A 19,768-nucleotide genomic window follows, 5' to 3' on the forward strand; every position below is an offset into this window, starting at 1 on the left:
CGAACATCACGTGACCAACGAGATCGACACCGGCCGGATCGCGGGCGACCTCACCAAATGGCTGGCCGCCCGCACGTTCCAAAACACGGCCTAGGCCAGCCCACGCCGGGCAACCGCAGGCTCCCGCCATCCCGCGATCGCCCCCACCATCTCCAGCACCTGCCGCGTCTCGGCGACCTCATGCACCCGGTACACCTGCGCCCCCAGCCACGCGGACACCGCAGTCGTAGCCAACGTCCCCACCACCCGCTCCTTCACGGGCCGATCCAGCGTCTCCCCGACGAAGTCCTTGTTGGACAAAGACACCAGCACCGGCCACCCTGTGGCGACCATCTCCCCCAGCCGCCGAGTCGCCTCCAGACTGTGCCGCGTGTTCTTCCCGAAGTCATGCCCGGGATCGATCATGATCGACTCCCTGCGCACGCCCAGCTCCACCGCCCGCTCGGCCAGCCCGACCGTCACGTCCAGGATGTCGGCCATGACGTCGTCGTACTCCACCCGATGCGGCCGGGTCCGCGGCTCCGCACCGCCCGCGTGCGTACACACCAACCCCACCCCGTACCGCGCGGCGACCTCGGCAAGCCCCGGATCCACCCCGCCCCACGCATCGTTCAGCAGGTCCGCCCCGGCCTCGCACACGGCCGCCCCGACCTCGGCCCGCCACGTGTCCACGCTGATCACCACGTCCGGGAACCGCCGCCGCACCTCCGCCACGAAACCGACCGTCCGCCGGACCTCCTCCTTTGCCGTGACCTCCTCGCCCGGCCCGGCCTTGACCCCGCCGACGTCGATGATCGCGGCTCCCTCGGCCACCGCCCGCTCCACGCGCGCGAGGGCCGGCTCGTCGCGGAAGGTCGCGCCCTGGTCGTAGAAGGAGTCCGGGGTCCGGTTCACGATCGCCATGATCACCGGCTCGTGCGGCCCGAATTCCCGCCTGCCCAGCCTGAGCATCCGCTGTGACCTTTCCTGGTACGACCCCGTCTTCCGCCGCCGGCGACCCTAACTGTCAGACGCGCATGGCACGATCGGAGCCTGACACCATCCGTGTCCGAAGACACCGACACATCCGACCGTGGGGGCTCCGCGATGGTTATGTTCCTGTTCCTTGTCGTCGCGCTGGCCGTCGTGGTCTCCGCGGTGACCCTCGCCGTGGTGGGCGGCGGCGAGAACGGCCCGCTGCCCGAGGCCGCCCCCGAGCGGCTGCGGGACCCGCTGCCCCCGGACCGCCCGGTCGACCGCGCCGACGTGGAGGGCCTGCGCTTCCCGCTCGCCGCCCGCGGCTACCGCATGGCGGACGTGGACGACGCCCTCAGTCGCCTGGGCGCCGAGCTCGCCGAGCGTGACGCCCGCATCGCCGACCTGGAGTCGGCCCTGGCGGGCGCCCGAGCGGCGGGCCCCCACGGCCCGGTGTCCAGGGAGAACCACAGCTCAGCGGAGAACCACGTGTCCACGCACAAGCCGGCCCCGCGCCAGGAGGACCGGCCATGAGCGACGGCGCCGCCCTCGCCGGCCCGGACGGCGCGCCGCGCTGCCCCTGGGCCCTGTCCGCCCCGGAGTACGTGACGTACCACGACGAGGAGTGGGGCCGCCCGGTCCACGGCGACGACGCGCTCTTCGAGCGCCTCAGCCTGGAAGCCTTCCAGTCCGGCCTGTCCTGGATCACGATCCTGCGTCGCCGCCCCGGCTTCCGCGCCGCCTTCGCGGACTTCAAGATCGCCTCGGTGGCCGCCTTCACCGACGGGGACCGCGAGCGCCTCCTGGCCGACGCCGGCATCATCCGCAACCGCGCCAAGATCGACGCGACGCTCGCCAACGCGCGCGTGCTGGCCGAGTGGGCCCCGGGCGAACTGGACGAGCTGATCTGGTCGCACACTCCCGAGCCGGGCACCCGCCCCGTCCCCAAGGCGCTCTCCGACGTCCCGGCCGTCACCTCCGAGTCGACGGCCCTGTCCAAGGCGCTGAAGAAGCGGGGCCTGCGCTTCGTCGGCCCGACGACGGCGTACGCGCTGATGCAGGCCTGCGGACTGGTCGACGACCACCTCCAGGCCTGCATCGCGCGTCGCACATGACCCCGTCGCAGCAGGTCAGCGGCCCAGATACGTGGGCTTCTCCTTGTTGACGAAGGCCTGCACCGCGATCGCGTGGTCCTCGGAGGAGCCCGCCCGGGTCTGGAGCTCGTCCTCCTTCTCCAGGGTCTCCTCCAGAGAGTGCGTCAGCCCGTAGGCCATCGACTCCTTCAGCGCCGCGTACGCCGCTGTCGGCCCCTCGGCCAGCGCCCGCGCCACCTTCTCGGCCTCCGCGCGCAGCTCACCGGTCGGCACCAGCCGGTTGGCGATGCCGAGCTCGTACGCCTCCTGCGCGCTGATGCTCCTCGGGAAGAGCAGCAGGTCAGCCGCCCGCCCGGGGCCGATCACCCGCGGCAGCGTCCACGAGATCCCCGAGTCGGCGGTCAGCGCCACCCCGGCGAAGGAGGTGTTGAACGCGGCCGTGTCCGCCACGATCCGGTAGTCCGCCGCGAGCGCGAAGCCGAAGCCCGCCCCGGCCGCCACCCCGTTCACGGCGGCGACGACCGGCTTCGCGGCCTCGGCCAGCGTCCGCACGATCGGGTTGTAGTGCTCCCGCACCGTGCTCATGGTCTGCCTGGAACCGGTCTCCCGGTCCTCGATCAGCAGGCCGATGTGCTCCTTGAGGTCCTGCCCGACGCAGAACGCCCGGTCACCGGCGGCGGTCAGCAGCACCGCCCGCACGGCGGTGTCGTCCGCCGCGGACCGGACCGCCTCCCGCAGGGCGACCTTGGCCGCCACGTTCAGCGCGTTCATCGCCTCCGGGCGGTTCAGCGTGATCGTCGCCAGTCCGTCGCTCACCTCGTAGAGCACGGTGTCGGCCATGGCGTATCCCCTCCGTGTCACAGCTCGGGGACGTACCGGCCGGTACGTCCCGGGTCTGAGGACAGCATGACGGAGATCGCCGACGGGAGATCGGACCGGACGTGTGACCTGCGTCAAACAATTCTCGTCCGGATCCGTTCGGCGGATGTGTGCGCGGTGGCGGAGTATCGCAGTCTCATCGCCGAATTGAGTGGTTTTGCTCGCGTGCGTTGCCCAAGCGATGCCGACTGATGTTGGTCATCGGGTCCTGAGATGCGGGATAATGGCTTGGAAGCAATGTGTTCGATGCCGGTGACGCGTGTCCTGTGTCAAGGACCGCACTGTGCCCTTCTCAGGGGCGTCGGCTTTGACGATGAGCTGGGTTTCAGGAAGGGGAACGAGCATGGCGGCCATGAAGCCGCGGACGGGTGATGGCCCGCTCGAGGTGACCAAGGAGGGGCGGGGCATCGTCATGCGCGTTCCGCTCGAAGGCGGCGGTCGGCTCGTCGTCGAGCTGACCCCGGACGAGGCCGACGCCCTGGGCGACGCCCTCAAGAAGGTCGTCGGCTGACGCGCAAGCGACCATACCCTTTCAGCTGCCCCGGCATCACATGAGGTGCCGGGGCGGCTGTTTTCTCACCGATGACTTTCGCCTGCCCCGGCTTCGGCTCCATTAACGTGCGACCCGGCTACCGTTTCACCGCGCACAGCAGCCCGTCGCCCACCGGCAGCAGGGACGGCACCAGCTCCTGGCTCTCGCGCACCGCGCGCAGCAGTTCCCGCAGCCGCAGTACCTCGGTGGGCTGCGGACCGGAGTCCACCGTCCGGCCGTTCGCGAAGGCGCCCTCGAAGACGACGAGCCCGCCGGGGCGCAGCAGCCGCAACGATTCAGCGAGGTAGTCCATGACCTCCAGGCGATCGCCGTCGCAGAAGACGAGGTCGTAGCCGGCGTCCGCGAGGCGGGGCAGTACGTCCAGGGCGCGGCCCGGGATGAAGCGGGCCCGGTTGCTGGCGAAGCCGCAGGCGCGGAAGGCCTGGCGGGCGAACTGCTGGTGCTCCGGCTCGGGATCCACGGTGGTCAGAACACCGTCGGGCCGCATACCGTGCAGGAGGTGGATCCCGGAGACACCGCAGCCGGTCCCGATCTCGGCGACGGCCTTGGCGTCGACGGAGGCGGCCAGCAACCGCAGCGCGGCACCCGTGCCGGGCGACACCGAGCGCAGCCCCGCCTCACGGGCCCGGTCCCGGGCCCAGCGCAGCGCGTCGTCCTCGGCGACATAGGCGTCGGCGAACGCCCAGCTCGTCTGCCGGTTGCCGGTAATGACCCTCTCCTGTCCCCGTGAATGCCTGGGCGTGACTGTATCCGTTGGGCCCGGGAACCCGCAGATGGGACCGGTCGTTTAAAGGGACGAGCAAGTGGCGCGGGTCGTGACGGGGGGCAGGCAGTGGATCGAGGCGCCGAGCAAGTGCCGACGCAGCAGTACGAGGCGTATCAGCGCAGATCAAATTCTCGTAAAACCGCTTATCCGGTCCTAACGGGCGAGGTGGCTATGGTAGGGGCTCCACTGGACACCACCAGAGCTGACAGGGGAGGTGCGGCTGCGCCTGTGGATAGGGGAGGAGTGCTCCGGCGCTTCTTCACATCGGCGGGCAGGCCGACATCCGTGAACGACACTGCTGACCACAGCCACGCCGCTGACTTCGCCCAGACCGCGACCTTCACCACCGACGCGGACGGGCAGGCGTGGACTCCGCCCACGTGGGAGGAGATCGTCAGCACGCACAGCGGCCGCGTCTACCGGCTCGCCTACCGCCTGACCGGCAACCAGCACGACGCCGAGGACCTCACGCAGGAGGTCTTCGTCCGTGTCTTCCGTTCCCTGTCGACGTACACGCCGGGCACCTTCGAGGGCTGGCTGCACCGCATCACCACGAACCTGTTCCTGGACATGGTCCGCCGCAAGCAGCGCATCCGCTTCGACGCGCTCGGCGAGGACGCGGCCGAGCGGCTGCCCAGCAAGGAGCCCTCGCCGCAGCAGGTCTTCAACGACGCGCACTTCGACGCGGACGTCCAGCAGGCCCTCGACACCCTCGCCCCCGAGTTCCGCGCCGCGGTCGTCCTGTGCGACATCGAAGGACTGTCGTACGAGGAGATCGCCGCGACCCTCGGCGTCAAGCTCGGCACGGTCCGCTCGCGGATCCACCGTGGCCGCTCCCAGCTGCGCAAGGCCCTCGCGCACCGCTCACCGGAGGCGCGTGCCGAGCGCCGCTCCTTCGTGCCCCGTGTTCCCGCACTGGGAGGAGGGGGCGCGAGCGCGTGAGCGGATCACGGCCTGAAGCTTCCGAGGGACACCTCGCAGAGCAGCACCTGGGAGACCGACTCTCCGCCCTGGTGGACGGAGAGCTCGGTCATGACGCGCGCGAGCGCGTGCTGGCGCATGTGGCCACCTGCCCGAAGTGCAAGGCGGAGGTGGACGCCCAGCGGCGGCTGAAGAACGTCTTCGCGGAGGCGGCCCCGCCGCCCCCCTCCGAGAGTTTCCTGGCCCGCCTGCAGGGACTACCCGCGGGCGGCGGCCCGGACGGTGATGCCACACCGCCGGGCGGGGGAGGGTTGCCCGGCGGACTGTCCGGACGGTTCGGATCGTCCGGAGCCTTCGGAGCCAAGCGCGGCGACCGGTTCGAGTTCGGCTACGTCCCGGCCCGGCCGCACATCCCCGTGCTGCCGTCCGACGACCGCGGCCTGCCTCCGGGCAGCCGGGGCTTCCGTATCCACGACGTCGGCCGGCACGAGCCCGACAGATCCTCCTCGCGGCTGCGGTTCGCCTTCGCGGCCGCCGGAGCCGTGTCCCTGGCGGCGATTGCCCTGGGTGGCGTCACCACCGGCACCCCGACCGACACGGACGCCCGCGGCGGCTCCGGCACGGGGAGCAACGTGACCCCGATGCGCACACAGGGCACGGCCGCCGCGACGCAGCCCGAATCCCAGCGGCGCCGCAGCACGGGGCCGTTGCTCGGGCAGGTGCACGGCCAGAGTGTGCTCGGCCACACCCCGGCCGCCCCGACCGAGGTGTCCGCACCACTGCTGCCGTATGTGCCGCATTCCGCCGCAGGGCAGCACGCCGTGCACGCGCTGGCCGCCCCGGTGATGGCCGGCGCCGCCGCCATGTCCCCGCTGATAGGTCCGCTTCAGACGGCCTCGCCGGCCGCCTTGAGCCCGTGGTCCACGGTCCCCGAGATCGCGGCACCCCTGCTCGCCGTGCCCCTCCCGGACACGACCTCGTCCCCCTCTCCTGCCGCCTCCTCCGCTACGGCCCGCTGACCGGCCGCTGCGCGGCGGCGAGCGAACCTGATTGAATCCGGGGGTGGCGCCCGCGGCCGAGGCGTGGCCGAGGCGCCGATTCGACGAACTGCGGCTACCGCCGTCGAGCCGTGCCGCGGCTGTGGGGAGAGCATGAACGAGGGGAAGCCCACGAAGGCCAAGTGGTGGAGCCGTCCGCGGCCGCAGGGCCTTTCGGGGGAGCCGGACAGCACAGGGCCGGCCCCGGGGGACTTGGCTGACACCGACGGCGACTTCGAGCTGGCGCGGCCTGCCGTGCGGCAGGACGAGGACGGCGGCGACTACGAGTTGAGGCGCCCCGAGCCGGTACCGGCCGACGGCGAGCCGACCGGGGCGCCTGCCGGGGCTGCCGAGGACGGCGTTCCCGCCACGTCCGCCGTGCCGGCCCAGGGCGGGCCCGCCGGGAGCGCTGTGGAGCCGACCGTGTCGGCTCCCACCGCAGCGGAGACCGGGAGCGCCACCTCCGCCGCGCCGGTCGACGGCGCCCCCAAGCCCCTGCACGATCCCGACCCGTACAGCACACCGCCCTACGGCGACCCCGGCCCCTGGGCGCCCGCGCCGCCGGTGCAGCATCCGGCGGCGACGCCGGCACAGGGCGTCGCGACAGCGGACCGGTCGGCCATGCCCGCCACGCCCGTTCCGCCGCCGCACGGGACACCGGCGCCGCCTCCCGGCATCCCCGCGCCTGCCGCGCCCGTGCCGCCCCCCAGCGCCCCTGCGCCGGTGCCCGCTGCGGCTGCCTACGCCGACACCCCGCCCCCGCCCTCGGCGGCTGCCCCGACTCCCGCCCCCGACCCCTGGTGGCGCTACGACCCCTGGGCAGCTCCCGTGGCCCCTGGCGGCCACGTCCCTCTCCAGCAGAACGGGGCGGGGGTGCTCAGCACGCAGCAGCGGCGTCGGCGGGGCAGGAAGGCGATCGTCGGTGGTGCCGTGTTGCTCGCGCTCGTGTCCGGGGGCGTCGGCGGCGCCATAGGGACGTATCTGGAGCGCAGCGGCGGCATCGGGAGCATCGAGTTGCCGCAGGCCGGGAAGGAGCCCGCCGGGCGGGACGCGGACAGTGTGGCCGGGATCGCCGGGCGGGCCCTGCCCAGCGTGGTCACGTTGCATGTGAGCGGCTCCGGCGAGCAGGGCACGGGCACCGGCTTCGTGCTCGACACCCGAGGGCACATCCTCACCAACAACCACGTCGTGCGGCCCGCCGGATCCGCCGGCGAGATCACGGTGACCTTCCACGGCGGGGAGACCGCCGAGGCCGAGCTCGTCGGCCGCGACAGCGGCTACGACCTCGCCGTCGTGAAGGTGAAGGGCGTGCGCGGACTCACCCCGCTGCCCCTCGGCAACTCGGACAACGTGCAGGTCGGCGACCCGGTCGTGGCCATCGGCGCGCCCTTCGACCTGGCCGGCACCGTCACCTCCGGCATCATCAGCGCCAAGCAGCGGCCCATCACGGCGGGCGGCGAGAAGGGCGACGGCAGCGACGTGTCGTACGTCGACGCGCTCCAGACCGACGCGCCCATCAACCCGGGCAACTCCGGCGGGCCCCTGCTCGACACCAAGGCCCGGGTCATCGGCATCAACTCGGCCATCCGCTCGGCGGGCAGCGGCTCCGAGCCGGACAGCAGCCAGTCCGGCTCGATAGGCCTCGGCTTCGCCATACCCATCAACCAGGGCAAGCGCGTCGCCGAGGAACTGATCAACACCGGGAAGGCGACCCACCCGGTGATCGGCATCACGCTCGACATGGACTACACGGGCGACGGTGCCCGCGTCGCCGCCGAGGGCGGCGAGGGCGGACCGCCGGTGACCGTGGGCGGTCCGGGCGCCAAGGCCGGGATCAAGGCGGGCGACGTCATCACCGAGGTCGACGGGCAGCGCGTCCACTCCGGCGAGGAACTGATCGTCAAGACCCGTGCCCACCGCCCCGGCGACCGGCTGGAGCTGACCGTGGAGCGCGCCGGCAAGGAGCGGTCGGTGTCGCTCGTCCTCGGCTCCTCCGGCGGCAGCTGAGTCGTGATGTCCGGGACTTACAGGGACGAAGAAGGCAAACATTCGGGAAAGCGCTCCCACTCCCCGCACTCGGAGGTCTCGGGACGGTACCGGTCGGACCGGATCGCCGGGTACCGTGGATCCGGCCCGGACCACGGCAAGACCCGCATGACCACCGAGGGCCGAGGACCGAGGACAGCGCAAGGAGCTTCAGGTGTTCAATGACATAGGACCACTCGAGCTGGTGACGCTCATCGTCCTTGCCGTGCTCGTCTTCGGTCCGGAAAAGCTCCCCAAGGTCATCCAGGACGTGACGCGCACGATCCGGAAGATCCGTGAGTTCTCCGAAAGCGCCAAGCACGACATCCGGGAGGAACTCGGCCCGGAGTTCAAGGACTTCGAGTTCGAGGACCTCAACCCCAAGACGTTCATCCGCAAGCAGCTGGACAACGAGGACCTGGGGCTCAAGGAGATCCGCAACGGCTTCGACCTGAAGAAGGAGATGGCCGAGGTCACCGACGCCGTCCACGGCCGTGACTCCGACACGTCCTCCTCCTCGTCGTCCTCCGGCTCGTCCGGCGGCCGTATCGACATGACGAAGAAGCCCGAGATCCCTGACCGGGACGACCGGCCGCCCTTCGACGCGGACGCCACCTGAGCGACACGGACACACCGGGGCGTACGCCCCAGGCGCGCGTGACGCGTTTCATACTCCGGTCGGGCTGCGTACGGCCTGAACCAGGCGCCTGTGCGGCCCACGCGCCGGGCGGTTTCCCTGCTGCTCGCAGCGGTGTGGCTATGCTGCCGAGTTGATGGGCGGGCCGTACTGGACCAGCAACGCCGCCCGAAGGGGGGCGGGCCGTTCCGGCCCGACGAGAGCGAGGAGGCGTCCGGGCACATGGAGACGACGAGTCGGGCAGTCGCACAGGCGCCGGCCGCGGAGGGCGGACAACAGGTCCCCTCCGCCCGGCGTACGGTCGACGGCTACCTGCGCGCGCCCTTCCCGTGGTACGGCCTCGACGAGGCCTTCACGGGGCCGCGCTGGCTGATGCAGGTCGGTACGACGGCCGACGGGGCCGTGGAACACGGGTCGATCGGGCACGGTGACGAGCCGACGGTGCGCAACGAGTTCGCCGCCGGAGGTGATCAGGAGGCCAAGGAGAAGTTCGCGGTCGTGGTGACCGTGGCGGCGAGTCCCTCACGGCGCAGCGCGGACGGCACGGGGTTGCTGGAGGCGACGTCGGTGTCCTCGGCGGCGTGGCTCGCCGGTGTGGGGCTGCTGTCCTTCACGTGGCCCGGGCAGATGGACCACTCCCTGCGGGACGACTGGCTGGAGCAGCAGACGGAGACGGCGTGGGTGCTGGCGGATGACCTGGACGGGTCCGACTGGTCGAAGCTGTCGCTGCCGGTGGACGGGGTGCCGACGGCGTTCCATTACCGGGAGTCGGAGTTCGGGTGGGTGCTGGCCGGGTCGACGTCGGCGGGTGTCCACGTGGGCGCGTACGGGCGGGGCATGAGTGCGTATGGGCTCGGCTTCGCCGTGGTCAAGGACATCGCCGAGTACGCGTGAGCGCGGGGGCGCCGGGTGTTTCGGCGCCCCTTCGCCGTAGGGGCAGAGCGATCAGGGGCGGCTGCGGGTGCGATGTGGCTGGTCGCGCAGTTCCCCGCGCCCCTGAGGCACTGCCCCCGGCGGCGTTCGATCAGAACTTGTTCCGCGGAGTGATCCCCAGGGACAGGCCCGACAGACCCCGCTGCCGTCCTCCCAGCTTCCCCGCGATCGCGCGCAGGGCCGAGCCCGCCGGGGAGTCCGGGTCCGTCAGGACCACCGGCCTGCCGTCGTCGCCGCCCTCGCGGAGGCGGACGTCGATGGGGATGTTGCCGAGGACCGGGACGTTCGTGCCGGTCGTGCGGGTCAGGCCGTCGGCGACCACCTGGCCGCCGCCCGTGCCGAAGACGTCGACCATCTCGCCGCAGTGCGGGCAGGGCAGGCCGGACATGTTCTCGACCACGCCGACGATCTTCTGGTGGGTCTGGACGGCGATGGAGCCGGCGCGCTCGGCGACCTCGGCAGCGGCCTGCTGCGGGGTGGTGACGACCAGGATCTCGGCGTTCGGGACCAGCTGGGCGACGGAGATCGCGATGTCGCCGGTACCGGGCGGCAGGTCCAGCAGGAGGACGTCCAGGTCGCCCCAGTACACGTCCGCCAGGAACTGCTGGAGGGCGCGGTGGAGCATCGGGCCGCGCCAGACGACCGGGGCGTTGCCCGGGGTGAACATGCCGATGGAGATGACCTTCACGCCGTTCGCCGACGGCGGCATGATCATGTTCTCGACCTGGGTCGGACGGCCGTCGGCGCCCAGCATGCGCGGCACGGAGTGGCCGTAGATGTCGGCGTCGACGACACCGACCTTCAGGCCGTCGGCCGCCATCGCCGCCGCCAGGTTCACCGTCACCGAGGACTTGCCCACCCCGCCCTTGCCGGAGGCGACCGCGTAGACGCGGGTCAGACTGCCGGGCTTGGCGAAGGGGACCTCGCGCTCGGTCTGGCCGCCGCGCAGGGCGGTCGCCAGCTCGCGGCGCTGCTCGTCGCTCATCACGTCGAGCGTGACGTCGACTCGGGTGACGCCCTCCACGCCGGAGACCGCCTCGGTCACGCGCTGCGTGATCGTGTCCCGCATCGGGCAGCCCGAGACCGTCAAGTACACGGTGACCGCGACCGCCCCGTCCGCGCCGATCTCCACGGACTTGACCATCCCAAGTTCGGTGATGGGCTTGTGGATCTCGGGGTCGTTCACTGTCGCCAGTGCCTCGCGCACCGCGTCTTCGGTAGCCATAGGGTCGATGGTACGGCGCCGTACCGGGGCGTAGGAAAGCCTGTCAGCGGTCGTCTGCGTCACGTCCCGGTGACCGTTCCGTCGGGAATACGACCGAGCCGTGACGGTGGCCGTCGTACCGCTCCTCCAGTTCCTTGACCACGTCCTGGAGTTCCGAGCGGATCCAGTCGCGGGTGGCGACCTCGCCGAGGCCGATGCGCAGGGCGGCGACCTCGCGGGTCAGGTACTCGGTGTCCGCGATCGACCGCTCGTTCTGCTTGCGGTCCTGCTCCAGATTGACCCGGTCGCGGTCGTCCTGCCGGTTCTGCGCGAGCAGGATCAGCGGGGCTGCGTAGGAGGCCTGGAGCGACAGCATCAGGGTCAGGAAGATGAACGGGTACTCGTCGAAGCGCAGGTCGCGCGGGGCGAGGGTGTTCCAGGCCACCCACAGGATGATGGCGGCCGTCATCCAGACCAGGAACCGTCCGGTGCCGAGGAAGCGCGCGATGCGTTCCGAGAACCGTCCGAAGGCCTCCGGGTCGTACTCGGGCAGGATCCGGTGCCTGGGCACGCCCGGCTGGTCGAGGCGGGCGGTGCGCGGCCGGCCCGCGGCCGTGGAGCCGGACGGCGTGCGCTCGCGCAGGGTCTCGCGCTCAGGAACCATCGGTCGCCACCTCCTCCTCGGCCAGGTGGAACTCCGTCTCCCGCCAGTCCTCCGGGAGCATGTGGTCGAGTACGTCGTCCACGGTCACCGCGCCCAGCAGCGAACCGGCCTCGTCGACCACGGGCGCGGCGACCATGTCGTACGTGGCGAAGAACCCGGCGATGGCGGGCAGGTCCGCGTCGGGGTCGAGCGGTTGCAGGTCGCTGTCCAGGATCGAGCTGACCAGGGAGGGCGGTGGCTCGCGCAGCAGCCGCTGGAAGTGGACCGTACCGAGGTACTTGCCGGTCGGTGTCTCGTCCGGTGGCCGGCAGACGTAGACCTGGGCGGCCAGGGCGGGGGAGAGGTCCGGGTTGCGGACGCGGGCGAGGGCGTCGGCGACCGTGGCGTCGGGGCGCAGCACGATCGGCTCGGTGGTCATCAGACCGCCCGCCGTGCGGTCCTCGTACGACATCAGGCGCCGCATGTCGGCCGCGTCGCCGGGCTGCATCAGGCTCAGCAGCCGCTCCTGCTCGTCCGTCGGCAGCTCGCCCAGCAGGTCGGCCGCGTCGTCGGGGTCCATGGCCTCCAGGACGTCGGCGGCGCGCTCCTGCTTCAGCTTGCCGAGGATCTCGATCTGGTCGTCCTCCGGGAGCTCCTCCAGCACGTCGGCCAGCCGGTCGTCGTCGAGAGCGGCGGCGACCTCGGCGCGGCGCTTGGGGGAGAGGTGGTGCAGGACGTTGGCCAGGTCGGCGGGGCGCAGCTGCTCGAACGTGGCGAGCAGGCTCTCGGCGCCCTGCCCCTGCTCCTCCAGCGAGAAGCCGGTGACGGCCGTCCACTCGACGGTCAGCGCCTCGCCCTTGGCGCGCCGGAAGGCACTTCCCTTCCTGCCCTTGCGGACGAAGACCCGGTCGATCTCCCACTCCCGGCGGGCGGGCAGCTGATGCACCGACAGGTCGAGGACGGTGACCTCCTCGCCGGTCTCGGTGAGCGTGACGCGCCGGTCCAGCAGCTCCCCGAAGACCAGCCGCTCGGTGGGCCGCTGCTCGAAGCGCCGGACGTTGAGCACGCCGGTGGTGATGACCTGGCCGGACTGGATGGCGGTGACCCGGGTCATGGGCAGGAAGATGCGGCGGCGGGTGGCGAGTTCGACGACGAGGCCGAGCAGCCTCGGCGGTCGCTGCCCCACCCGCAGCATGACGACCAGATCGCGCACACGCCCCACCTGGTCGCCGGCGGGGTCGAAGACGGCGACACCGGAGAGGTGCGATACGAAGATCCGGGGGGCGCCCGCTGCCATGGCCGCGGCTCCTTTTCGTGCGGGGTGATTCGTGGTCCCTGTCTGTGTGCCTGTCTTTGTCTCTGTGTCTTCCGAATTGCCTGCTCGGGTGGGCTTCAGGCTAGCCCGTCCCGATCGGGGACGCGTCGGCGGACGGTCCGGACGGACTGGCTCCGAACGGCCCGCACGACCCCGGTACCCTGCGATACGCCGTTCAGGTCTCCCGTCAGAGAGGCAGCCCCACCTGTGACTCCGATTCGCCAGGGCCGCAACCGCAGTGCCGCGCTCGCGAGCGCGATGTGCGCACTGGTCGTGACCGGAACGGTGGTCACGGGCTGCGCGGAGGATCCGAACGAGGGCACCAACGGGGTCGGTAGACTGCCCGCCGCGAAGATCCAGGCCAAGACCCGTACGGCCGCCGAGTCCGCCGGGGCGGTCCGGGTGCACGGCAGCGTCGTCAGCGGCGGGCGCACATACGCCCTCGACATGCGGCTGAAGGACGACGGCGGCGAAGGGTCGGTCACCACCAAGGGGACGACCTTCCGGCTGCTGCGCGTCGGCGAGCACCTCTTCCTCAAGGCCGACGCGGAGTTCTGGAGTCACGGCGCGGGCCAGGGCGAGGCCGGCGCGGCGGACGCTGCCGCGGCGTCCAAGCTCGGCGGCAAGTTCGTGAAGGTGCCGCAGGGCGACCCTTCGTACAAGAAGTTCAGCGGTTTCACGGACAAGGGAGTCCTCCTCGACGGTCTGCTGACCCTGCACGGCAAGCTCGCGACGGACGGCCACGACGAGCAGGCGGGCATCCGCACCATCCGCATCTCGGGCGGCAAGGGATCCGGCGGCACCCTGGAGGTGTCCCTGGAGGGCAAGCCGTATCCGCTGCGCCTGGAGCGGGCCGGTGGGGCGGGTACCCTCACGTTCTCCGCCTGGGGGCAGGGCTTCTCCCTGAGGGAGCCGGAGAAGAACGAGACGGTGGACTACGGCAGGCAGCTGCCGACGTCCTAGGACGTCACTTGCGTTTGCGCTTCTTCAGCAGCAGGCGGGGCAGGCCCGCCGGAATCGGCCGGCGGGTGATCGCCGGAGTCGGCAGCGGTGGCTCGGACAGGGAGTCGTCGGGCAGGGGTGCCGTCGCCCCGGTCGGCTCCAGGCGCAGCACCCGGCACTCACGGGCCCAGCGCTCGGTCGTGGCCTCGCCGTCGGGCGCGTTGAGCCGTTTGCCCTTGAGCTCGGCGACCGCCGCGTCCCATGCCTCGGAGCCCGGTGCGAGCTGGGTGACCCGGGCCGTCCAGGAGACCAGCCGGCCCCCCTTGTCCTTGCTGCGGACCGTCACCTCGGCCTCGGTCCCGTCGGCCAGGTCCGGCAGCGGCTGCTCGCCGGGCCCGTCGCCGACCAGGCACGCGGCACCCTCGTGCCACACGTGCCACAGCGCACGCGCCGGGCCGTCGGGGCCCTGGACCCACACGAGGCCGGACTTCTTCGTGGCCTCCTCGACGAGGGCCCGGCCGAGCAGCTCGCTTGTCATGGCCCCCAGCCTATCCACGCCGTTCACAGCCAGCCGTTCCGCTTCAGCGTGCGGTGGATGCCCAGGCAGATGACCACGGTGATGCCCATGATCACCGGGTAGCCGTACCGCCAGTGCAGCTCCGGCATGTGGTCGAAGTTCATGCCGTACACCCCGCACACCATCGTCGGCACGGCGATGATCGCGGCCCACGAGGTGATCTTCCGCATGTCCTCGTTCTGCGCCACGGACGCCTGCGCGAGGTTGGCCTGGAGGATGGAGTTGAGCAGCTCGTCGAAGCCGAGGACCTGCTCCTGGACGCGGGCCAGGTGGTCGGCGACGTCCCGGAAGTACTTCTGGATGTCCGGGTCGATCAGCCGCATCGGCCGCTCGCTCAGCAGCTGCATGGGCCGCAGCAACGGCGACACGGCCCGCTTGAACTCCAGCACCTCGCGCTTGAGTTGGTAGATCCGGCCGGCGTCCGAGCCGCGCGGCGAGCCCTTGCGCCCCGGGGAGAACACCTCGGTCTCGACCTCGTCGATATCGTCCTGCACGGCGTCGGCGACCGCGATGTAGCCGTCGACGACGTGGTCGGCGATGGCGTGCAGCACGGCGGAGGGGCCCTTGGACAGCAGCTCGGGGTCGTCCTGGAGGCGGTGCCTGAGGGCCCGCAGGGAGCCCTGTCCGCCGTGCCGGACGGTGATGAAGAAGTCCCGTCCGGTGAAGCACATGACCTCGCCGGACTCGACGACCTCGCTGTTGGCGTCGAGCTGGTCGTGCTCGACGTAGTGGATGGTCTTGAAGACCGTGAAGAGCGAGTCGTCGTAGCGCTCCAGCTTGGGCCGCTGGTGGGCCTGGACGGCGTCCTCCACGGCCAGCGGGTGCAGCCCGAACTCACTGGCGATGCCGGAGAATTCGGCCTCGGTCGGCTCGTGCAGGCCGATCCAGACGAAGCCGCCGTCGCGGCGCGCCAGGCGTACCGCCTCGTGCGGGGTCAGCGGGGTCTCGGTCTCGATGCGGCGGCCGTCCCGGTAGACGGCGCAGTCGACGACGGCGGAGGCCGTCGCCGGGCTGCGGGTGGCGTCGTACGTCCCGCCGTCCTTGCGCAGCGATACGCGGGACGGACGGACGACGGCGCGCAGGTCGCGGATCATCGACATGGCGGGCTCCTTCGCGACAGGCAACGAAAGGCGCTGCACCCGACAGGTGGAACTACCCGGAATGAGGACGTTGGGACCGATGATGTTTGGCACGTCCACAAAGCGGGGAGCACCGCACCGTCGCGGTGGCGAGTCTCGTTACTGATTCAGCTTCTGAGGCAGATCAGGCAAAGCGAAACGAAGCGCTCTTCCGCGGTGAGGCGAGTGCGAGAGGTGGCGACCAGCCAGAGCCAGAACAGCTACGTCAGCGGCGGGAAGAGCGTGGTGCTACTGCACGGTCGACTTCGGTCCATTGCAGTCCCACCTCCTCCGGCCGGTCCCTCGTAAGGGAGTTCCTTCGGCGTCGGGGCTTGATCGCGACGCTTCTGCGTGCTGCCCCGAACCACCGGGTAAGAGTATCAGTCGCCCGACGTGTCAAGGCGCTTGTTTGCCCGCTACTGACGAGTTCTATGCTCGCCGCATGGCACAAGTTCTTCCTCTGGTCGAGGCCCGGTTGCTTACCGCGCTGGGCGAACCGGACGCGCGCGCGGCGGTCACGTTCCTGGGTACGGACCGTATCGAGGTGCTCCGCTTCCAGGAGGGGGACATCGTCCGCTACGCCACGCTCGGCATGTCCGCGCACCCCATGACGGACCCCACGGCGGTGGTCGCCGACCCGGTCAAGGGCCCGCGCGCCGAGCTGGTCCTCTCGGTGCGCGCCGGGTCGGCCGACACCGACAAGGTGCTCCGCCCGCTCGCCGTGCTCGCCGCGTCTCCGCAGGTGGAGGGCCTGGTCGTGGCTCCGGGAGCCTCCCTGGACGTCGGCGAACCGCTGTGGCCCGGCGCCCCCTTCACCTCGGTCCTGGTCGCCGAGCCGGGCGGCCTGGTCGAGGACCTGGAGCTCGATGAGCCCCTCGACCCGGTGCGGTTCCTGCCGCTGCTGCCGATGACTGCGAACGAGGCCGCCTGGAAGCGCGTGCACGGCGCCCAGGCGCTCCAGGAGCGGTGGCTGAACCAGGGGACGGACCTGCGGGATCCGTCCCGCAAGTCCGTCCCGCTGGAGTGAGGAAGCTCACCAACCTCTGGCCGGGAAGCGTCAGTTGGCGAAGACGCTGACACTGTCCCCGGCCGCGTGCTTCGTCTCCAGTTCCTCGGCCTCCTCCGTGAGCGCCTTCCGCCGTACGACGACCACGAGCGCGCCCACGACCGCGGTGACCGCCGCCACCACGAACGGGATGTGGAGGTCGGTCCACTCCTCGATCTTCGGCGCGAAGTACGGGGCGGCCGCCGCCGCGAACCAGCGCACGAAGTTGTAGCCCGCGCTCGCCACCGGCCGGGGCGCGTCCGAGACGCCGAGGGCCAGCTCGGTGTAGACGGTGTTGTTCACGCCGATGAAGGCGCCGGACAGGATCGTGCAGACCACGGCCGTCGCGTGGTCGCCGTAGCCGAGCACGAGCACGTCGGCCGCGAGCAGGACCAGCGAACCGCCGAGCACCTTCAGCGAGCCGAACCGCTTCTGCAGTCGCGGCGCCACGATCACCGAGAAGACGGCGAGCAGCACACCCCAGGCGAAGAACACCGCCCCCGACCGGTACGGGCTCATGTCCAGCACGAACGGCGTGAAGGCCAGCACGGTGAAGAACGTGTAGTTGTAGAAGAACGCCGAGACCGCCGCCGAGGCGAGGCCGCCGTGGCCGAGGGCCTTGACCGGGTCCAGGAGCGAGGTCTTGCGGGCCGGCTTGGGCTGGTCCTGCAGGAACACGGCGATGCACAGGAAGCCGACCGCCATCAGGAACGCCGTGCCGAAGAACGGGTAGCGCCAGCTGGCGTCCCCGAGCAGGGCGCCCAGCAGTGGACCGCAGGCCATGCCGAGGCCGAGGGCCGACTCGTACAGCAGGATCGCCGCCGCGCTTCCGCCGGCCGCCGCACCGACGATGACCGCGAGGGCCGTCGAGACGAACAGCGCGTTGCCGAGGCCCCAGCCGGCCCGGAACCCGACCAGTTCGCCGACGGATCCGGACGTGCCCGCGAGCCCGGCGAACACCACGACGAACGCGAGGCCGAGCAGCAGGGTCTTCCGGCCGCCGATCCGGCTGGAGACGAACCCGGTCACCAGCATCGCGACGGCGGTGATGAGGAAGTACGACGTGAAGAGCAGGGAGACCTGGCTCGCCGTGGCGTGCAGGCCCTGGGCGATGGACGGCAGGATCGGGTCGACGAGTCCGATGCCCATGAAGGCGACGACCGACGCCCCGGCGGTCGCCCACACGGACTTGGGCTGCTTGAGGAGGCCGCCCGCTCCGGCGTCGAAGGGGTCCATTGCGTGCTCCCTTTCCCGGACGGAAGTAGTTGGTATATACACACACTAAGTTAGCTAGGCTAAATAATGCAAGGGGCACCTGATGTGGGGGTGAAGGGTTCCGTCCGGTTGGGTGATCGTCCTTGACGCGACGGGGCGGGGGTAGGACCGTGGGGCCCTATGAGGGGCGAACCCAGTTGCCCGAAGTGCGGTGGCCGGGTCAGGGCTCCCGGCCTCTTCTCCGACTCGTGGCAGTGCGATGTGCACGGCACCGTCCACCCGGTGCAGCCCGTGATACCGCCCAGCGTCGACGCCCTCAACGTCGTGGTGCACCGCACGCACGTGCCGGTGTGGATGCCCTGGCCGCTGCCGGTCGGCTGGCTGTTCACGGGCGCGGCCTGCGCGGGGGACGACCGCACGGGCGGCCGCGCCACGGCCGTGGCCTGCACGGGGCCCGGGCCGCTCGGCGGGATGGGCGAGCTGATCCTGGTGGCGGAGGAGCTCGGCGTCGGACTCGGTGCCCGGTACGCGGGCATGGAGGGTCCGGATCCGGGGCCTTACATGGACGTCGGGAAGCCGGCGCAGGCGAAGGTGCTGGCCGCGGGGCGTCCTACGCCGCTGTGGCATGTGTCCGGGGCGCCGGATGATCGGGCGGTGTTCGCGGGGGAGGCGCTCGGGTTGTGGCTGTGGGCGGTGGTGTGGCCCGAGCAGTCCGGATTGCTGATGTACGACGAGCTGGTGCTGGCGGATCTGCGGGATGCCGGGGCGGAGGTGGAGTTGGTGCCGTGCGGGGCCCTGTCGCCGCGATTGCTTCAGCCGTAGCGCCCAGGGGGCTTCGGGTGCGCGGGCGGCTGCGGGGGGTCTGTGGCTCGTCGCGCGGTTCCCCGCGCCCCTTCAGGGCGTTGGCTGTAGGGGGCGCTTCCTGGGTTCGGGTGTGACAGAGGTCGGTGAAAATCCGGTTATCCTTGAGCAGCCCTGCTTGTCCCGTCCGTGTCTGGAGTCCGCGTCGTGCGCATCGATCTGCACACCCACTCCACCGCTTCCGACGGTACCGACGCGCCCGCCGAGCTGGTGCGGAAGGCCGCCGCGGCCGGGCTGGACGTCGTCGCGCTGACCGATCACGACACCACCCGCGGCCACGCCGAGGCGATCGCCGCGCTGCCCGAGGGGCTCACGCTGGTCACCGGAGCCGAACTCTCCTGCCGGCTCGACGGCATCAGCATGCACATGCTGGCGTACCTCTTCGACGCCGCGGAGCCGACGCTGCTCGCCGAGCGCGAGCTGGTCCGGGACGACCGGGTGCCCCGGGCGCAGGGCATGATCGCCAAGCTTCGGGAACTGGGCGTGCCCGTGACCTGGGAGCAGGTGGCGCGGATCGCCGGTGACGGGTCCGTCGGGCGTCCGCACGTGGCGACCGCGCTCGTCGAGCTGGGCGTGGTGCCGACCGTCAGCGACGCCTTCACCCAGGACTGGCTGGCCGACGGCGGCCGGGCCTTCGTGGAGAAGCACGAGACCGACCCCTTCGAGGCGATCCGGCTGATCAAGGGCGCGGGCGGGGTCGCGGTGTTCGCCCACCCCGGGGCGAGCAAGCGGGGGCGTACGGTGCCGGAGGCCGCGATCGCCGAGATGGCCGCGGCCGGGCTGGACGGCATCGAGGTCGACCACATGGACCACGACCCGGACACGCGTGCGCGGCTACGGGGGCTGGCGAAGGAGCTGGGGCTCCTCGTGACCGGGTCCAGCGACTATCACGGCAGCCGGAAGACGTGTGTGCTCGGGGAGTACACGACCGATCCCGAGGTGTACGGGGAGATCACGCGGCGGGCCTTCGGGGCGTTTCCCGTGCCCGGGGCCGGCGGAGTCTGAGGTCTCTCTCCTGTAGCTCCGTTGTCAGGCACCCGGCGTTGTCG

Annotated in this window: 22 protein-coding genes; 13 read left to right on the top strand and 9 right to left on the bottom strand. The window is 71.3% G+C overall.

Annotation, left to right across the window (positions count from 1 at the left end; genetic code table 11):
• Window positions 1-90: 90 nt before the first annotated feature.
• Window positions 91-951: a dihydropteroate synthase gene (gene folP / locus ACIBNA_RS26800; RefSeq protein ID WP_399167668.1), complete on the bottom strand. Its 861-nt coding sequence runs from the start codon at window positions 949-951 to the stop codon at window positions 91-93.
• Between the two features lie 135 nt (window positions 952-1,086).
• Between folP and ACIBNA_RS26805 the strand changes: the two genes are divergently transcribed.
• Both ACIBNA_RS26805 and ACIBNA_RS26810 read left to right on the top strand, forming a co-directional pair.
• A complete protein-coding gene (locus ACIBNA_RS26805; protein WP_399167669.1) occupies window positions 1,087-1,488 on the top strand; it encodes a DivIVA domain-containing protein in 402 nt (133 codons plus the stop codon).
• Window positions 1,485-2,069, top strand: a complete 585-nt coding sequence (locus ACIBNA_RS26810) for a DNA-3-methyladenine glycosylase I (RefSeq protein WP_399167670.1) — start codon at window positions 1,485-1,487, stop codon at window positions 2,067-2,069. Before ACIBNA_RS26805 ends, ACIBNA_RS26810 begins: the two co-directional genes overlap by 4 nt.
• Window positions 2,070-2,084: 15 nt before the next feature.
• Here ACIBNA_RS26810 and ACIBNA_RS26815 read toward each other — a convergent pair whose 3' ends face one another.
• The gene (locus ACIBNA_RS26815; protein ID WP_399167671.1) at window positions 2,085-2,888 is read right to left on the bottom strand and encodes an enoyl-CoA hydratase/isomerase family protein; all 804 of its coding nucleotides are present in this window, start codon (window positions 2,886-2,888) and stop codon (window positions 2,085-2,087) included.
• 66 nt (window positions 2,889-2,954) lie between these two features.
• Between ACIBNA_RS26815 and ACIBNA_RS26820 the strand changes: the two genes are divergently transcribed.
• Together ACIBNA_RS26820 and ACIBNA_RS26825 are read left to right on the top strand one after the other, a co-directional pair.
• Window positions 2,955-3,119 (top strand): hypothetical protein, encoded by a 165-nt coding sequence (locus tag ACIBNA_RS26820; protein WP_399167673.1) that lies wholly within the window; start codon window positions 2,955-2,957, stop codon window positions 3,117-3,119.
• 151 nt (window positions 3,120-3,270) lie between these two features.
• Complete coding sequence (locus ACIBNA_RS26825; protein ID WP_003966491.1) at window positions 3,271-3,438, top strand: DUF3117 domain-containing protein; 168 nt, start codon at window positions 3,271-3,273, stop codon at window positions 3,436-3,438.
• Window positions 3,439-3,556: 118 nt separating this feature from the next.
• On the opposite strand, the gene ACIBNA_RS26830 is transcribed toward ACIBNA_RS26825, so the two are convergent.
• Window positions 3,557-4,255: an O-methyltransferase gene (locus ACIBNA_RS26830; RefSeq protein ID WP_274822160.1), complete on the bottom strand. Its 699-nt coding sequence runs from the start codon at window positions 4,253-4,255 to the stop codon at window positions 3,557-3,559.
• Window positions 4,256-4,417: 162 nt separating this feature from the next.
• On the opposite strand from ACIBNA_RS26830, the gene sigE reads away from it, so the two are divergent.
• The 5 genes from sigE (at window position 4,418) to ACIBNA_RS26855 (ending at window position 9,760) form a co-directional block, all read left to right on the top strand.
• Window positions 4,418-5,188, top strand: a complete 771-nt coding sequence (sigE, locus tag ACIBNA_RS26835) for an RNA polymerase sigma factor SigE (protein ID WP_229875547.1) — start codon at window positions 4,418-4,420, stop codon at window positions 5,186-5,188.
• A complete protein-coding gene (locus ACIBNA_RS26840; protein ID WP_399167675.1) occupies window positions 5,185-6,186 on the top strand; it encodes an anti-sigma factor family protein in 1,002 nt (333 codons plus the stop codon). Before sigE ends, ACIBNA_RS26840 begins: the two co-directional genes overlap by 4 nt.
• Before the next feature lie 132 nt (window positions 6,187-6,318).
• On the top strand, window positions 6,319-8,211 hold the full coding sequence (locus ACIBNA_RS26845) for a trypsin-like peptidase domain-containing protein (RefSeq protein ID WP_399167677.1): 1,893 nt from the start codon (window positions 6,319-6,321) through the stop codon (window positions 8,209-8,211).
• Between the two features lie 193 nt (window positions 8,212-8,404).
• Window positions 8,405-8,848 (top strand): sec-independent translocase, encoded by a 444-nt coding sequence (locus tag ACIBNA_RS26850; protein WP_399167678.1) that lies wholly within the window; start codon window positions 8,405-8,407, stop codon window positions 8,846-8,848.
• Window positions 8,849-9,088: 240 nt separating this feature from the next.
• Complete coding sequence (locus ACIBNA_RS26855) at window positions 9,089-9,760, top strand: hypothetical protein (RefSeq protein ID WP_399167680.1); 672 nt, start codon at window positions 9,089-9,091, stop codon at window positions 9,758-9,760.
• Between the two features lie 130 nt (window positions 9,761-9,890).
• On the opposite strand, the gene ACIBNA_RS26860 is transcribed toward ACIBNA_RS26855, so the two are convergent.
• The 3 genes from ACIBNA_RS26860 to ACIBNA_RS26870 are packed head-to-tail and all read right to left on the bottom strand — an operon-like array spanning window position 9,891 to window position 12,943.
• On the bottom strand, window positions 9,891-11,024 hold the full coding sequence (locus ACIBNA_RS26860) for an Mrp/NBP35 family ATP-binding protein (RefSeq protein WP_399167683.1): 1,134 nt from the start codon (window positions 11,022-11,024) through the stop codon (window positions 9,891-9,893).
• 43 nt (window positions 11,025-11,067) lie between these two features.
• A complete protein-coding gene (locus ACIBNA_RS26865; RefSeq protein WP_399167685.1) occupies window positions 11,068-11,667 on the bottom strand; it encodes a DUF1003 domain-containing protein in 600 nt (199 codons plus the stop codon).
• On the bottom strand, window positions 11,657-12,943 hold the full coding sequence (locus ACIBNA_RS26870) for a magnesium transporter MgtE N-terminal domain-containing protein (protein WP_399167687.1): 1,287 nt from the start codon (window positions 12,941-12,943) through the stop codon (window positions 11,657-11,659). Before ACIBNA_RS26870 ends, ACIBNA_RS26865 begins: the two co-directional genes overlap by 11 nt.
• A 225-nt stretch (window positions 12,944-13,168) precedes the next feature.
• Here ACIBNA_RS26870 and ACIBNA_RS26875 point away from each other — a divergent pair, with 225 nt between their 5' ends.
• A complete protein-coding gene (locus tag ACIBNA_RS26875; protein WP_399167689.1) occupies window positions 13,169-13,924 on the top strand; it encodes a hypothetical protein in 756 nt (251 codons plus the stop codon).
• A 4-nt stretch (window positions 13,925-13,928) separates the two neighbouring features.
• Here ACIBNA_RS26875 and ACIBNA_RS26880 read toward each other — a convergent pair whose 3' ends face one another.
• Both ACIBNA_RS26880 and ACIBNA_RS26885 read right to left on the bottom strand, forming a co-directional pair.
• Entirely contained in the window at window positions 13,929-14,441 is a 513-nt protein-coding gene (locus ACIBNA_RS26880) for a hypothetical protein (RefSeq protein WP_399167690.1), read from the bottom strand.
• A gap of 23 nt (window positions 14,442-14,464) precedes the next feature.
• Window positions 14,465-15,580, bottom strand: a complete 1,116-nt coding sequence (locus ACIBNA_RS26885) for a magnesium and cobalt transport protein CorA (protein WP_399167691.1) — start codon at window positions 15,578-15,580, stop codon at window positions 14,465-14,467.
• 460 nt (window positions 15,581-16,040) lie between these two features.
• Between ACIBNA_RS26885 and ACIBNA_RS26890 the strand changes: the two genes are divergently transcribed.
• Window positions 16,041-16,625, top strand: a complete 585-nt coding sequence (locus tag ACIBNA_RS26890) for a suppressor of fused domain protein (RefSeq protein ID WP_399167693.1) — start codon at window positions 16,041-16,043, stop codon at window positions 16,623-16,625.
• 30 nt (window positions 16,626-16,655) lie between these two features.
• Here ACIBNA_RS26890 and ACIBNA_RS26895 read toward each other — a convergent pair whose 3' ends face one another.
• Window positions 16,656-17,879: an MFS transporter gene (locus tag ACIBNA_RS26895; RefSeq protein ID WP_399167695.1), complete on the bottom strand. Its 1,224-nt coding sequence runs from the start codon at window positions 17,877-17,879 to the stop codon at window positions 16,656-16,658.
• A 159-nt stretch (window positions 17,880-18,038) separates the two neighbouring features.
• Here ACIBNA_RS26895 and ACIBNA_RS26900 point away from each other — a divergent pair, with 159 nt between their 5' ends.
• Entirely contained in the window at window positions 18,039-18,680 is a 642-nt protein-coding gene (locus tag ACIBNA_RS26900; RefSeq protein WP_399167697.1) for a DUF6758 family protein, read from the top strand.
• A gap of 186 nt (window positions 18,681-18,866) precedes the next feature.
• Complete coding sequence (locus tag ACIBNA_RS26905; RefSeq protein WP_399167699.1) at window positions 18,867-19,724, top strand: PHP domain-containing protein; 858 nt, start codon at window positions 18,867-18,869, stop codon at window positions 19,722-19,724.
• Window positions 19,725-19,768: the final 44 nt, after the last annotated feature.

Source organism: Streptomyces sp. NPDC050164, from assembly GCF_044459945.1.
In the GTDB taxonomy this organism is placed as follows: Bacteria; Actinomycetota; Actinomycetes; order Streptomycetales; family Streptomycetaceae; genus Streptomyces; species Streptomyces coeruleorubidus_A.

Bases quoted from the DNA above. Each gene is read 5' to 3' on its own strand.
- ACIBNA_RS26865 (WP_399167685.1), bottom strand. From the start codon at position 11,667: ATGGTTCCTGAGCGCGAGACCCTGCGCGAGCGCACGCCGTCCGGCTCC.
- ACIBNA_RS26820 (WP_399167673.1), top strand. From the start codon at position 2,955: ATGACGGAGATCGCCGACGGGAGATCGGACCGGACGTGTGACCTGCGT.
- ACIBNA_RS26810 (WP_399167670.1), top strand. From the start codon at position 1,485: ATGAGCGACGGCGCCGCCCTCGCCGGCCCGGACGGCGCGCCGCGCTGC.
- ACIBNA_RS26855 (WP_399167680.1), top strand. From the start codon at position 9,089: ATGGAGACGACGAGTCGGGCAGTCGCACAGGCGCCGGCCGCGGAGGGC.
- ACIBNA_RS26895 (WP_399167695.1), bottom strand. From the start codon at position 17,879: ATGGACCCCTTCGACGCCGGAGCGGGCGGCCTCCTCAAGCAGCCCAAG.
- ACIBNA_RS26805 (WP_399167669.1), top strand. From the start codon at position 1,087: ATGGTTATGTTCCTGTTCCTTGTCGTCGCGCTGGCCGTCGTGGTCTCC.
- sigE (WP_229875547.1), top strand. From the start codon at position 4,418: ATGGTAGGGGCTCCACTGGACACCACCAGAGCTGACAGGGGAGGTGCG.
- ACIBNA_RS26845 (WP_399167677.1), top strand. From the start codon at position 6,319: ATGAACGAGGGGAAGCCCACGAAGGCCAAGTGGTGGAGCCGTCCGCGG.
- ACIBNA_RS26870 (WP_399167687.1), bottom strand. From the start codon at position 12,943: ATGGCAGCGGGCGCCCCCCGGATCTTCGTATCGCACCTCTCCGGTGTC.
- folP (WP_399167668.1), bottom strand. From the start codon at position 951: ATGCTCAGGCTGGGCAGGCGGGAATTCGGGCCGCACGAGCCGGTGATC.
- ACIBNA_RS26900 (WP_399167697.1), top strand. From the start codon at position 18,039: ATGAGGGGCGAACCCAGTTGCCCGAAGTGCGGTGGCCGGGTCAGGGCT.
- ACIBNA_RS26880 (WP_399167690.1), bottom strand. From the start codon at position 14,441: ATGACAAGCGAGCTGCTCGGCCGGGCCCTCGTCGAGGAGGCCACGAAG.
- ACIBNA_RS26815 (WP_399167671.1), bottom strand. From the start codon at position 2,888: ATGGCCGACACCGTGCTCTACGAGGTGAGCGACGGACTGGCGACGATC.
- ACIBNA_RS26860 (WP_399167683.1), bottom strand. From the start codon at position 11,024: ATGGCTACCGAAGACGCGGTGCGCGAGGCACTGGCGACAGTGAACGAC.
- ACIBNA_RS26885 (WP_399167691.1), bottom strand. From the start codon at position 15,580: ATGTCGATGATCCGCGACCTGCGCGCCGTCGTCCGTCCGTCCCGCGTA.
- ACIBNA_RS26890 (WP_399167693.1), top strand. From the start codon at position 16,041: ATGGCACAAGTTCTTCCTCTGGTCGAGGCCCGGTTGCTTACCGCGCTG.
- ACIBNA_RS26825 (WP_003966491.1), top strand. From the start codon at position 3,271: ATGGCGGCCATGAAGCCGCGGACGGGTGATGGCCCGCTCGAGGTGACC.